We start from the raw sequence: 13,464 nt of genomic DNA on the forward strand, positions 1-13,464 counted from the left end.
AGCCCTAAGGTGATCATTAAGATCGAATACCTCAGCAGCGTCATGCCTATAGACGGCAAAAAAACTGACAGCCCGTTGGTGAAGAAGAGGAGACTGAATATAGAGAAGGCTCGTTCAAAGGAAGGGGAGATGCGCATAGACACTGGTTTAGTGGTCTTGGTTTACTGTAAGGCTGTGAGCCCGTAGCCATGCCTGGTTCACCTCTGAGGGGGTGAGCCACCGCTCAATAAACTCGGCCCACTTGACGGGAATTTGCAGCCGTTTCCAGACATCATAAGAGTTCAAGGAAAGCTTTTGATAGAGCTCATGGTAAGACAGCAATTTATGAATGCAGTTGGCTAAAGCCTTGCTGTCTTTTTGAGGAAAGATCATCGCGGTCTCCCCATGCTCTAAATACCCCCTAAACATGGGATGGTCCGAGGCGACAATGGGAGTTCTGGCACAGAGGGCCTCATAGAGGGTCAGCGGAAATCCCTCTGGATAACAATGACGGCTGGGCACCGCCACTACATCTGACTCACGCATCAGCGGCACGATCGAGCTGTGGGGGATGCGCCCTAGGAAGGTGACCTGATCCTGTAGTTGCTGTTGGGCGACCCGTTGGGTAAACGCCTCTAGGTTACCGTCCCCGGCGATTTTCAGGTGTACAGGGACATGTTGCTGCTTTAGCAGCGCCACTGCCTCGATCAAATCCCCAACTCCCTTAGCCTGGGAAACCGTACCCACATAGAGCAGTTGACCATCTCTACCCTGAGGCCCCTGCTTAGCTGGGAAGTCTTTTGGGGAAAGAGTATGAGGCCAATCCCAGGGGACAATTTTCTCGGGCTTCACCCCGATGGCTTGCAGGGAGCGGCAGGCATTACGGCCATGGTTGCCCACCCAGGCAATTTGGGAGTGATTTAATGCCCGAGCTAGGCGACGATGGCGCAGCCAGGGTTGGACCCCACGCCCCAAAAACGAGTCTGCTAGCAGGGTAATGGTCTCTATCCGGTGGCGAATGGCCCACTCTAGCACCTGGGGCATCGGAGATCTGACCACCAAGTGGGTGGGTCTAAAGGCTTCGATGATCTGCAGGAGCTTAGGCATATTGTCCTCGGGAATAAACCCGGTGCCGATGACCCGAAACCCAATATCTAGGATTTCGTCATAGGCTTCTGCAGATCGGCAGCAGAGGACGGCGGCTTCTTCGAGAGACTCGGCCATCTGGGCGATGGATTGAATTGCATAGCGATGGCCATGATAGATTTCACCATCCCCGGCAACCATGCGACAGTAGGCCTCTCGATAATCGCCTCCGTACAGCACAATCATTAAGCGCCTAGGTTCCATAATCAATGACTAGTAATCACGACAAACACGTGGGTGAGATGACTCAGCTGCTTAGAATTCCCTGAGGAACTAGCGCTTAAAGGTGCTGGATTGGGGAATAGGCAGGCTGAGAGAACGATGACCAGTAATCTAGAGGCTTACCGCAATAGTTCAAGAGAGCCTGGGTATCGTCAGCCAATTGCTCTAAGACCCATTGCTGGGTTTCTGGTTGCCATTGGGGACGTTCACTGACTGGCTTAAAGAACAGGCGTTTCTTCAATGGATCACGCAAATCCCTGGGCAAGACCTGCACACTGGCGCGATATAACGGATTAGCCCGCAGCTTGGATAAAACCGGAGACGGCATGGTCTTGGTGGCAGAGGGGTTCATCTGCAGTGTGGTGTCAATGGATATCTCCGGATCGACTCCGAGAAATTCAAAACAGGTGCGCAATACCCTATGCGGATTTGTCTTAAAGTCTTCAAAGAAGATGATTAGAATTTGCTCATTGGAAAAGTAAGGGCGATAGGCATTGATTTGCTGCCAGTAGTTAGAGGCATCGATTAGCCAATCGCGATTCAGTTTAATAGCCGTATTAAAGTCATGGTGCACGACCTCGCCGCCATGGGAGCGAATTTCTAGCCAGTAAGATTCGATGCGGGTGAATGGATCTCGGACACAGTAGATTAGCTTTAAGTCAGTGGAATAGGCCCGAATGCGTTCAACTGCCTGGGGATAAATCTCCTGCATCGTGTAAATATTGCTGTTTTCTCCCTTGATCTGACCCAGCTGGGCCGCTGTAAACAGAGAACGGTACCAATCTATGCCCTTCGCATAAAGATCATCTCGGGCAAAGAAACTCACTTCATGGGGAGGAGTGAAAATATCAGGATGTTGATTTAAGAGAGCCGTAATTGTGGTGGTGGCGCACTTGGAGGCACCGATAAATAGAAAGTCAGGTGTCATAGTAGTCAGAACGCCCATAGACTGGTTGTAGCTACGAATAGCTCCCAAGGAAATTGGAGATGAGGCAGATGATGGAGTAATGGGATAAATAGTCTATTGGTATTATTCATCTTGATATAAATGCATCAGGATGGATGGTCAGCTAACTTGCCAAAATAATTTTGACGATCTTTATTCCATTGCGGGCGGCACTTTATAGCAGCTTTATATCTAGACAGACAGTGTTAAAGACACGGATATTTGAGCCTAAGTTCCGAGAGGGACCAGCGATAATCCTGTAATATACGGGCTGCTGATGGCTGCGCTGCAGATGTGCTAGAGAAAACGTCTAGTCAGTATTCTTATGAATATGGGAGAGGAGTGTCGGAACCTTAACCTGAATGACCGCGTCGGAGCGATATGAAATCCCACTAGGCAGGGGTGTGACCATCTTGAAGTTGTATACCAGCACACTTTTGACTGAATTTCGTTGAGGGCTTAGAGCCTCATAGATAAGCAGCAAGAGCGATTTTACCCTGACAGTTGTAAATTCTCCTGATCGATGCTGAAAACACTGAATGAACGGAAAGAACTATCCTTAAATTCTTAGGATGACCGTCGATGGATCTCATCGCCAGCATCAAACTCACTACATTTATCCCAGCATTGAGATTGCCATTGCGGCACTTAGCCAGTAGGACTACGACTGTTTCTGATCATGCCCTTGCGAAACCATAAGAGACTGATGACGTCTTGGGGGTAAAGCAGCGGTTGCAGTCGGGTCCGCGTCTACCTTGCTCATCATTCGGGATGGACACCATGACAATCGCCTACTTAGTCAATCAATATCCCAAAGTCAGCCATAGCTTTATCCGCCGGGAAATCGAGGCGGTAGCCGCCAGTGGTTTAACCGTGCACCGCTATGCCATTCGCTCTTTAGCAACGGAATTGGTAGATGAGGCCGACCTGCGAGAGTTAGTCCAGACCCAATTTGTCTTAGATGTCGGCCCCTTGGGGCTATTGCTAACCTGGCTGTGGATAGGGCTGACTCGGCCCTGGCGCTTTGGTGTCGCCTTGAGGTTGGCCTTGGCCATAGGCCACTGTTCCGAGCGGGGCCGGTTGATTCATTTGATTTACCTGGCCGAAGCCTGTGTGTTGCTGCAGTGGTGTCGCCGGGATGGGGTGGCCCATATCCATGCCCACTTCGGCACTAACTCCACCACGGTGGCGATGCTGGTGCAGGAGTTGGGGGGGCCGTCCTATAGCTTTACGGTTCATGGCCCCGAAGAGTTTGATAAGGTGCAGGCCATTGCCCTGCCCCAGAAGATTGAACGGGCTGCCTTTGTGGTGGCCGTCAGTGACTTTGGCCGCAGCCAGCTCTGTCGCTGGTGTAGCCATGACCTGTGGGACAAGATTCAGGTGGTGCGCTGCGGGGTGGATGAGCTGTTCTTGCAACAGGCCCCGTTGCCGCTCCCCCTGGCTCCTAGCTTTGTCTGTGTGGGGCGCCTCTGTGAGCAGAAGGGGCATTTGCTGCTGATAGAGGCAGCAGCGAAGCTAGCTAGCCAGGGCAGACATTTTCGCTTGGTGTTGGTGGGGGATGGCCCCCTGAGAGCCCCCATCGAAGCCATGATTGAGCGCTATGGCCTGGCGGAGCAGATCACGATCACCGGCTGGGCCAGTGGTGATGAGGTGCTGCGGCATCTGTTAGAGGCTCAGGTGATGGTGCTGCCCAGTTTTGCCGAGGGCTTGCCGGTGTCGCTGATGGAGGCCCTGGCTTTGGGGCGACCAGTGATTAGCACCTATGTAGCCGGGATTCCGGAGTTGGTGGAACCGGATATCTGTGGCTGGTTGGCGCCAGCGGGAGCCCTGGAACCCTTGGTGGCGGCGATGAAGTCGGCCTTGGCGACACCCGTAGCAGAACTAGAGGAAATGGGGCGACGCGGTGCTGAACGCGTGGCGCAGCGCCATAGTAGTGCCACTGAAGGGGCGAAGTTAGCGGCTCTGTTTCACAGGGAGCTGAAGTAATCCAAAATTCATGAGTCTTAGAGAAAGCCCTAATGAATATATCAGTAGATCACTACTAAGAAACATTCAATGAAAAAGTTACGCATAAAACCCTCTAAAAGACAAACTGCAAGAGCCTTTTACTCTTCTCAGAGCCAGCTCCGACATCCAACGCAAATGTTGCAGTTACTGCGCCGGGATATTCTGGCCTCCCGAGAGTTAGCTTGGCAACTGCTAATTCGAGATATTAAAGCACAGTACCGACAGTCTTTGCTAGGCTTTGCTTGGGCTTTTATTCCACCTGTAATCACTGCAGTTGGCTTCATGTTTGCCAAGGGTAATGGCATTGTTAATATTGGAGAAACTGATATACCTTACCCTGCTTATGTGATGTTTAGCACAAGTCTATGGCAAACATTTTCAGAAGCGATTAGCTTACCTGTTCAACAGGTAACCAATGCCAAGATGATGCTGGCAAAGATCAATTTTCCTCGGGAAGCATTAGTACTTTCTGCCGTAGGGCAAGTATTCTTTAACTTTTTAATTAAACTGATTTTTATTATCGGACTATTTATCTGGTTCCGTATGCCTGTGACATGGAGTATTGTATTGGCTCCTGTGGCTTTACTTCACCTAATTATGCTAGGTACGACTATCGGCACTGTCCTAGCCCCGATTGGTGCTCTCTATAAAGATGTCACAAAAGGGTTGACCTTCATTCTTAGTTTCTGGATGCTATTAACTCCAGTGGTATATCCTCCTCCTCAAGGAGGGAAACTTTCGCTGCTGATAAATCTCAATCCAGTTAGCCCATTACTGGTGACGACTCGGGAACTTTCTACAGTAGGAATATTGTCTAATCCTCAAGGTTTCTGGATGGCTAGTGGCGTCGCTTTCTTAGGTCTTCTCCTGGCATGGATGTTTTATCGCTTAGCCATGCCCTACGTTATTGAAAGGATGAGTTCTTAATGATGTCTGATTTATCCCTCTACTCAGCCAACAACCTCAAGGAGACGGATTTAAATGGACACGTTACAGCCAGTGATGATGTAGTGCTTTCTGTAAATAATGTTTCTAAGAAATTCTGCAGAGATCTCAAGCTCTCTCTGATGTATGGAATGCAAGATATTGTAGGGGAGATGGTTGGACTACGCAAACAGAGTGAGCAGTTACGCAAGAAAGAATTTTGGGCATTAAAGGATATTAGTTTCCAACTGCGTCGAGGAGAGGCATTAGGGCTGGTTGGTAAAAACGGCAGTGGCAAGTCTACCCTACTGAGGATTATTGCTGGACTGATTAAGCCTGATACAGGCAATGTAGAGATTAAAGGTCGTGTGGCTCCGCTTATTGCTCTAGGAGCAGGATTTAATGCAGTGTTGACTGGCAGAGAAAACATCTATGCCAATATGTCCATTCTGGGTCTGTCGAAAGAGGAAATTGATGAACGATTCGATGAGGTCGTAGAATTCGCAGAAATTGGAGAGGCAATTGATGCGCCTGTTCAAACCTACAGTTCTGGAATGCAGGCAAGATTAGGATTTTCGTGTGCGATTCATACTAAGCCGGACATTCTTTTGATAGATGAAGTTCTCGCAGTTGGAGACATCAGATTCAGGTCGAAGTGTCATAAAAAGCTTCGAGAACTACGCCATAATGGAACTTCTTTTATTCTTGTTAGTCATATTACTCAGTTGATATTAAACACTTGTGAACTCTCAATTTTTCTAAAGTATGGCAAGCTAATTAAACAGGGAAATTCTCAAGATGTTATGCAAATTTATGAACAAGATCTCTTCGAAATAAATAGTCAAGAAACCACAAAGAAAATTTTCAAGTTTGATTCTATGAAAAAACAGTTAATAGAAAACTCTGGAATCAAGATTAATGAAATTGCATTTAAAGATGAAAATGGGAATGAGATTTCTGAAATATTAACCGGAAACTTCTTAAAGATAGAAACACTAATTACTTCGGATAAAACATTTGAAGATGTAAACCTATTTATCAAAATCCAAGAGATAGGCGGGGAAGGAGAGCCAACATTGTTGCTAAACAGCTTTAATGATGGGAATTCTTTTCAGATTGAACCAGGATCTCACTGTATAACCATCGAGTTGCCTTATTTAGGGTTAAAGCCTGGAATATACAATTTTACTCTCTTGATAAAAGAGTCAGGACTATATATTGTTGACCTTGTTGAATCAATACAGATTATAGTTAAGGCAAATATTATCATGACGGATTGTCTTTTCTATCAGCCTAGGAAGTGGAAGAGTACACGAGTCGATTAGAATAAATCGAAACAAATTTCTTTCTACCTGTAGTTTTTTTGATGTCTAAAATGAGAAAGCATATTAATCCTAAAATGAAAGACAATTCAAAGCAGAAAGATGAAAAATCAGGATTCTTCAGAGAAGACGACATATTTCTAGTTTCATACCCTAAGAGTGGTAACACCTGGGTTAGATTTTTAATTGCCAACCTAGTTCAGCCTAATAAGGAAGTAACATTCCTGAATATAGATGAATGCGTGCCAGACATTCATAAAAATTCAATTGAAGAAATCAGCGTTAATGTTATTGAGAGGCCAAGAATTATCAAAAGCCATAATCTATATAATCCGACCTATAAAAGGGTTATTTACATAGTTAGAGATCCAAGAAGTGTTTCAGTATCTTTATATCACCACTTAATAAAATTTTTCAAAATTCCTGATCAATATCCATTCGAAGAATTTGTAGAAAATTTTATTAAAGGAAATTATATGAGCTATTTTGGCTCTTGGGATAGTCATGTTCTTGGATGGATGAGCGGAACAAAGAATAATAATACTGATTTCATATGCTTAAAGTATGAAGATCTCAAAGATGAAACAGAAAAAGAGTTAACTAAAGTAGCTGACTTTTTAGGACTCAAGATTAACCAAGAACTATGTCAGAGAACTATTACTGCTAGTTCCTTTAATAAGATGAGACAATTAGAGTCTATGGATTGGGAGAAATCTAAGGCATTAAGCAATGGTAATCCTCATAAGCGATTTGTAAGAAGTGGGCAAGTAGATGAATGGAAATCGTATTTTAATCAAGAATCAGAGAGAAAATTACTGTCAAAATTTAGACCTGCAATGGAAGCACTTGGCTATACAGATTAGTCTCTAATAAACTTTTGAAAAGTTCATTAGATAAATAAAAAATAAGCTAAACCATGAGACTAAAAAAATAGATGAGATCTAGCTATAGGGACAGAAGAACAGTTGGTTTGTTGTAAAAATGTATTACCTTTAAATACCTATTCAGATGCAAAAGTCAAATCTAATTAGTCACCTCAATGGATGAAATGTGCACAATAAATAAATGATATCTGAGGCAAAAAATTTGGAATTATATTTTTTACTACTTTATAATTCCATATAAAAAACAAGAGAAAATTAAAATCATGATCAATATAACGTCTTTTTTTAGAAGCAGAAAAGAGTTTAATCTATTATTCTGCATTAACTCTGGAAGATCTGGTTCAAACTACCTTTCAAGTCTCTTAGGAACAACAAAAGAAGTATTTAGTCAGCATGAGGCTGAGCCTCCTATGATTGGTGGATATCTTGAAATGGTAAATAATTATCCCTTTTCTGAATCTTATCAATCTAGAAGAGTAAAAGTCGATGCTATAAAGCAAGCTATTAAAAGCATGCCAAAAAGTAAGAAGATTTACTGTGAAACAAATCACATGTTTATTAAAACATTCTTTGATGTCGTAATGGATGAATTTTCTGAGAAAGTGGAAATTATTATTCTAAGAAGAAACTTGGTGAGAGTTCTGAAGAGTTTCATAGAACTTGGTTATTTCTCGGAGCGCAATAAAGTTTGGTCTGAATGGATGTCTAGCCCCAACTCTATAACGGCTGTACTTCCCTGTATTGGTTTAGATAGTGAACTAGATCAATATGATCTATGCATTGCATATCTTTTAGATATAGAAGCAAGAGCAGAAAAGTTTCAGAAGGATTATCCTTCAGCAAGGACATATGAGATCAAACTTGAGGATTTAAACGATTTTTCAAATATAAATAGAATGTTTAAGGCCATGAAAATAACACCTACACAAGAAACTTATAAAATATATAATAAAAAAATTAATAATAGAGAAATTAGAAAGAAAGAGATAGGAATTAGCTCTAGTTTAGACTATTGCGAGAAGAGATTGAAAGAATACATTGAAAAGGCTAATTACTTGGGGATAGAAATACCGCAAAAGGCGGCAACATAAATATCTCAGTCAAGCAAGGCTCTTAAACATTTTGCTTATTATCAGGCATTTAAATTGAAGGTAAAACCATGGACCATAATCTCAATCCTAAAATTAGTGTAGTAATGATAGATGGTTCTTTTCGAGAAAACTTCTCTGCAATAAAGTACTTTGGAGATCAATCTCTTCCTTCTGAGAGTTATGAATTAATTTGGGTAGAGTATTACAACAACGTAGATAAAAATTTGAGGAGAGAGATTGAAAAATTTCCAAATTTTAGAATTCTCACTTTAGGCAGAGAAGGAGAATACCATTCTTCCTATTGTTTTAATGCTGGGATTTCAGAAAGTATCGGTGATGTAATCGTAATTCCAGATGCAGACTTAGTTGTAGAAAACAATTTTCTAGAGGAAATTCTTTCCGAACATAGAAAAAATAACGAGCTGGCAATGTATATCTATAGGCTAAACGAGCCAAAAGAATTACATCAAGAGCCCATTACTCTAGAGCATTTAAAGCAAGTTTGCATTCTAACAAATCCAACTAACTATGGGGGTTGCCTTTCCGTTAGAAAAGAATGGCTCCTGAAAATCAACGGATACGAGCAACATCCTACATTTGGGACAGGATTTCACGCTAATGGATTAGATATCTATACAAGATTAAAAAACCTTGGACTACAAATCAAGTGGCATCCTACTCTAAGGCTATACCATGCTTGGCATCCATTCACTGAAATCAGTGACCATGCATACAAGTTACAAAAGGAAATCATCAAGTATCGTGAGAGAAATCTCCTTACTAATACCTTTTGTGGAATTGATGTAAAGAGAAATCAGTCAATACCTGATGAGCTGATAGAGAGGCTAGAAAAAATCAGGGTTGGCAAGTCATATAATAGCAATAAAAAATTAGTAACTTCTTTTAAGTTGAGGGATATTGCATCTCGTTTTACAAGAGATCTTACTCCATAAAATTCAATTACATAAAATACAAACAATTTTAGCTCTCCAACGAATGCCTTTCAGGAGTATGTAAATATATCTATTTCCAATCGAGCTAGTGTTGCAGTTACTTTTTCTGATCACAATGTCTATCTTCGGGGTACTTAATAATAATAATAATTACAGTACCAGCAAAACCAATTTTGTAGTCTTATCAATGCCTAGATCTGGAAGCAACTATTTGTGTGGCCTCTTAAATTCACATCCTGACATTTTGTGTCACCACGAAGTTTTTCATAGAGATGAGATCTACTACTCTTTGGATCATCGAGATGGCGATTTAAATCTTGGGACAATTGAAGAGAGAGATCAATATTCTAAAAAGTTCATTAGGAAGATCTGGGAAAATAATTTCGGTTGTTCCAGTGTCGGTTTTAAGATTTTTCCAAACCAACACAAGAAAGCTATAAATTTCGTTATAAATAACCACAAAATTAAGAAAGTTATCCTTAAAAGAAATAATTATTTTAGGTCTTATACATCGTATATATTAGCTAAGAAAACTGGGATTTACTCTAATCTTAAAAAAAGTAAATCGCCAAATCATAAAGATAAACAAACGAAGATCAGAGTTGATTTAGATGATCTCGATAGATATATCATTTCGAGGAACAATTTCTTTCGATCAGTGAGAAACAGGCTTGAATCGACAAATCAATCATTTGTAGAAGTTTCATATGAAGATCTTTTCGGAGGTAATCGGATTAGTGTTCACCAGAATATTCTAAATTACATTTGCGTTAAAAATTCAGATCTCCTAAAGGAAACACATCGCAAGCAAAATTCTTCCAGATATCTATCAGAAATCATTGATAACTTTTCTGACTTGTCGGAAAAATATCAAGATTCGGATTTAGCAGAATATTTATTAAACTAATAGCTCTAGCTTGTCTAATCAAAATATAAGGCACAAGCTCAGATTAATTACAGTCAAAATATTTAGATGGATTTAATAGCTTTATAAACGTTATTTTGTCACTCTAATCTCTATGAAAAATGTCATCATTTTAGGTTCAGGTCGCAGTGGTACCAGCATGGTAACTGGTACCCTTGTTAAGGCTGGTTACTTCATGGGTGATGATCTTTGGAAAGCACGTGAAGCGAACCCTAAAGGATTCTTTGAAGATCGAGAGATCAACAGCATTAATGAAGAACTTCTGGCACCTTTAATTCCGCCTAGAATTCGTATCCCAGCTTCCCATCGCTTGAAGTTGCCAATCAAGCATTTGCGGCAGCATCAGCCTATTCGGCAACAGCGGTGGCTTGCTTGTATTCCAGTCAATGCTTCTATCCCAATATCCGTTGACCTAGCTGGGAAAATTCAGAAAATCACAGCTAGAGAACCTTACTGCCTAAAAGATCCAAGATTCTCTTATACATTGCCTGCTTGGAAACCTTACCTAAAAGATACAGTATTCGTTTGCGTTTTTCGTGATCCAGCTAGCACTTCAAACAGCATTCTAAAAGAGTGCTCTGGTGTTTGGCATCTTAGCAACTCTTCCACAGGCATCCGCATATCTCGACGGCGGGCACTGCAGATATGGACATTAATGTATCAACACATTCTCGAGAAGCATTATCCCACAGGAGGTAAGTGGTTGTTTATGCACTACAATCAGGCCTTAACCTCTGAAGGACTAAGCCGCTTGGAATCCTTCGTACAAGCTCCTGTGGATTACAGTTTTCCAAATCCAAGTATCAGACGCACTTTTTCCAGGGAACAAGTTCCCAAAAAAGCAAATCAAATATATCAGGAACTTTGCAAGCTAGCTGAATACGAAGATCTAGACTTCTAGATCTATCGATCCAGAATTGCAGCTTAAAATGGCAGTGTAATCATGTTTATTTCAGTCGTCATATGCACGCTCAATCGAGCTGACTATCTCAGGAAAGCAATCAAAAGCTTAACTAGTCAGACATTTAACGCTGCTCAGTTTGAAATTATTGTCGTTGATAATAACTCTACTGATAATACTCGATCTGTCGCCAAAGACGAGTTCGGTGGTATTAATAATATTCGATATCTATTTGAACCAGTAATGGGACTCTCGCAAGCCCGTAACACTGGTTGGCAAAATTCTAGAGGTGACTTTATTGCTTTTCTCGATGATGATGCCATTGCTGCACCACAATGGCTTGAAATAATCGCACAGGTATTTGCGTCTGTTACTCCTATGCCGGGGTGTGTAGGTGGTAAGGTCAAACCACTCTGGGAATCGCCAAGGCCCAGCTGGTTATCAGATTCCCTATTATCCTGTCTATCACTTATTGACTATGCCGATTATCCCACTTTTCTAGAAGATGGCTTTGTCGTTGGCGCTAATATGGCGTTTCCCAAGAAAGTACTCCAAGAACTCGATGGTTTTAGCACCATGTTGGGGAGAAAAGGCAAAAGTCTTCTCTCGAATGAAGAGATCCTCCTTAGAAATCAACTTAAGAGTGCAGGCTACAAAATTTTCTACCATCCTGAAGCAAGTGTCATCCACCAAATTCCTGCATCTCGACTAGAGCAATCATGGTTCCTGAAGCGTTACTATTTTCAAGGTGTATCAGACGCTTATATGATGCTCTATAAAAATAACTTGAGTTCACTGAGACGCCTGAATTTGGTTCGCAGAAAAACTAAGTCACTACTTAACTTATCGGATAAATTGGTTCCTCTTTTTCTTCGCTCTGAAGATGCCAATACTTTTTACAAAAAATGTCAAGCCCGTCGAGATATCGGATATATTGCCGCATTGGCAGGACTTTCTAAGACTTAGCTCTATGTTTGCTTTATAAAACAAATCTATCTGGCGACTAATTATTGTGAAATCCATGACTCCATCCAAACTAAAAAAACCTTTACGAGTCGCATTTTTATCGGATTGGTTCGGCAGTCCGTATAAGAAGTTATTAGCGGAACATCTTGAGCAACTAAATGTAGAGGTGACAGAATATCAACAATATAGGAGATTTATAACAACTGTACTTAAAGATAAAAAACCACACGTTGTACATATCCACAGTACTATTTTTAACTTGTTTGGTAACAAGGACTCTCAACTACTGAAATGGATCCGAATATTGCAGTTTGTGAGCCAAGTCATCCTACTCCGACTGTTAGGTGTCAAGACTATTTGGACGATCCACGAATGGGCTGACAAGCATAACCGAGGGAATCGTGATTTATCTACTTGGCAATATGCCCTACTTGGGCAAGTATTTCACTCTATTATTGTTCATTGCAAGTCTACCGGCAATGAAGTTGTTAAGTCTTTAGGAATTCAAAATCAGTCTAAGTTGATTGTTATTCCTCATGGAAATTTTATCGATTTTTATGAAAACACTGTCGATCAGATAATTGCTAGAGAAAAACTTGGAGTTCCTCTCAATCACACTGTGTTTTTATTTTTTGGTGCCATTTCTTATCACAAAGGAATCATAGAGACTCTAGATGCTTTCAATGTTGTTTCAGAGCAAAAGTCTGAAGTATCACTACTTGTGGCCGGCAAAATATCTCATTTAGAGGTGAACCTTGAAGATAATATTCACAAAAGAATAATTAACAACAAAAACATCCATCTCTTTCCGGGAAAAGTGTCTGATGAGGATGTACAGCTTTATATGAATGCTTGTGACTGCGTTGTTACACCATATCGTTCATTTACAACTTCTGGTGTAGCACTACTAGCAATGTCTTTTGGAAAAGCTATAATTGCACCTAAAAGAGGATTTTTTAGCGATTCTCTAAGTAAAGAAGGGGCGTTTTTATATGACCCATTTTCCAATAATTCGCTTATAGAAAGCTTTGAACTAGCTGTTGAAAATAAGAATAATTTGGCAAAAATGGGACAACATAATCTCTTAATAGCTAAAAAACTGAATTGGAAAACGATAGCCGATCAATCTTTGGAAATTTATCTTGGCTAAATTTATTGCTCATAAAGTTTCAGCTTTTGAGACTTCTGTTGACTAGGA

At 41.4% G+C, this 13,464-nt stretch carries 11 protein-coding genes; 9 read left to right on the forward strand and 2 right to left on the reverse strand.

What is annotated here, in order from left to right; translation table 11 throughout:
* Window positions 1-147 precede the first annotated feature (147 nt).
* Both XM38_RS12030 and XM38_RS12035 read right to left on the reverse strand, forming a co-directional pair.
* Window positions 148-1,329: a glycosyltransferase gene (locus XM38_RS12030; RefSeq protein WP_080814285.1), complete on the reverse strand. Its 1,182-nt coding sequence runs from the start codon at window positions 1,327-1,329 to the stop codon at window positions 148-150.
* Between the two features lie 76 nt (window positions 1,330-1,405).
* On the reverse strand, window positions 1,406-2,275 hold the full coding sequence (locus XM38_RS12035; RefSeq protein ID WP_187329388.1) for a sulfotransferase domain-containing protein: 870 nt from the start codon (window positions 2,273-2,275) through the stop codon (window positions 1,406-1,408).
* Between the two features lie 798 nt (window positions 2,276-3,073).
* On the opposite strand from XM38_RS12035, the gene XM38_RS12040 reads away from it, so the two are divergent.
* The 9 genes from XM38_RS12040 to XM38_RS12085 all read left to right on the forward strand — a co-directional run bounded on the left by XM38_RS12040 (window position 3,074) and on the right by XM38_RS12085 (window position 13,416).
* On the forward strand, window positions 3,074-4,279 hold the full coding sequence (locus XM38_RS12040) for a glycosyltransferase (protein WP_080814297.1): 1,206 nt from the start codon (window positions 3,074-3,076) through the stop codon (window positions 4,277-4,279).
* 69 nt (window positions 4,280-4,348) lie between these two features.
* Window positions 4,349-5,227 (forward strand): ABC transporter permease, encoded by an 879-nt coding sequence (locus XM38_RS12045; RefSeq protein WP_080813306.1) that lies wholly within the window; start codon window positions 4,349-4,351, stop codon window positions 5,225-5,227.
* Window positions 5,227-6,549, forward strand: coding sequence for an ABC transporter ATP-binding protein (locus tag XM38_RS12050; protein ID WP_225889301.1), 1,323 nt, complete (start codon window positions 5,227-5,229; stop codon window positions 6,547-6,549). Before XM38_RS12045 ends, XM38_RS12050 begins: the two co-directional genes overlap by 1 nt.
* Window positions 6,550-6,623: 74 nt before the next feature.
* On the forward strand, window positions 6,624-7,409 hold the full coding sequence (locus XM38_RS12055) for a sulfotransferase domain-containing protein (protein WP_187329389.1): 786 nt from the start codon (window positions 6,624-6,626) through the stop codon (window positions 7,407-7,409).
* Window positions 7,410-7,693: 284 nt separating this feature from the next.
* Window positions 7,694-8,521, forward strand: a complete 828-nt coding sequence (locus XM38_RS12060) for a hypothetical protein (RefSeq protein WP_137455091.1) — start codon at window positions 7,694-7,696, stop codon at window positions 8,519-8,521.
* Window positions 8,522-8,589: 68 nt separating this feature from the next.
* Entirely contained in the window at window positions 8,590-9,474 is an 885-nt protein-coding gene (locus XM38_RS12065; RefSeq protein WP_080813300.1) for a glycosyltransferase family 2 protein, read from the forward strand.
* Between the two features lie 1,019 nt (window positions 9,475-10,493).
* Window positions 10,494-11,300 carry a sulfotransferase gene (locus XM38_RS12075; protein WP_137455093.1) on the forward strand — a complete coding sequence of 269 codons (807 nt, stop codon included), beginning with the start codon at window positions 10,494-10,496 and terminating at the stop codon, window positions 11,298-11,300.
* Window positions 11,301-11,342: 42 nt separating this feature from the next.
* On the forward strand, window positions 11,343-12,266 hold the full coding sequence (locus XM38_RS12080; protein WP_080813294.1) for a glycosyltransferase family 2 protein: 924 nt from the start codon (window positions 11,343-11,345) through the stop codon (window positions 12,264-12,266).
* A 55-nt stretch (window positions 12,267-12,321) separates the two neighbouring features.
* Window positions 12,322-13,416, forward strand: coding sequence for a glycosyltransferase family 4 protein (locus tag XM38_RS12085; RefSeq protein WP_080813292.1), 1,095 nt, complete (start codon window positions 12,322-12,324; stop codon window positions 13,414-13,416).
* Window positions 13,417-13,464: the final 48 nt, after the last annotated feature.

The sequence above is a fragment of the Halomicronema hongdechloris C2206 genome, from assembly GCF_002075285.3.
GTDB classification, from domain to species: Bacteria; Cyanobacteriota; Cyanobacteriia; order Phormidesmidales; family Phormidesmidaceae; genus Halomicronema_B; species Halomicronema_B hongdechloris.

Coding starts and splice junctions, on each gene's coding strand:
- XM38_RS12060 (WP_137455091.1), top strand. CDS start 7,694: ATGATCAATATAACGTCTTTTTTTAGAAGCAGAAAAGAGTTTAATCTA.
- XM38_RS12045 (WP_080813306.1), top strand. CDS start 4,349: ATGAAAAAGTTACGCATAAAACCCTCTAAAAGACAAACTGCAAGAGCC.
- XM38_RS12050 (WP_225889301.1), top strand. CDS start 5,227: ATGATGTCTGATTTATCCCTCTACTCAGCCAACAACCTCAAGGAGACG.
- XM38_RS12075 (WP_137455093.1), top strand. CDS start 10,494: ATGAAAAATGTCATCATTTTAGGTTCAGGTCGCAGTGGTACCAGCATG.
- XM38_RS12065 (WP_080813300.1), top strand. CDS start 8,590: ATGGACCATAATCTCAATCCTAAAATTAGTGTAGTAATGATAGATGGT.
- XM38_RS12030 (WP_080814285.1), bottom strand. CDS start 1,329: ATGGAACCTAGGCGCTTAATGATTGTGCTGTACGGAGGCGATTATCGA.
- XM38_RS12085 (WP_080813292.1), top strand. CDS start 12,322: ATGACTCCATCCAAACTAAAAAAACCTTTACGAGTCGCATTTTTATCG.
- XM38_RS12040 (WP_080814297.1), top strand. CDS start 3,074: ATGACAATCGCCTACTTAGTCAATCAATATCCCAAAGTCAGCCATAGC.
- XM38_RS12055 (WP_187329389.1), top strand. CDS start 6,624: ATGAAAGACAATTCAAAGCAGAAAGATGAAAAATCAGGATTCTTCAGA.
- XM38_RS12080 (WP_080813294.1), top strand. CDS start 11,343: ATGTTTATTTCAGTCGTCATATGCACGCTCAATCGAGCTGACTATCTC.
- XM38_RS12035 (WP_187329388.1), bottom strand. CDS start 2,275: ATGACACCTGACTTTCTATTTATCGGTGCCTCCAAGTGCGCCACCACC.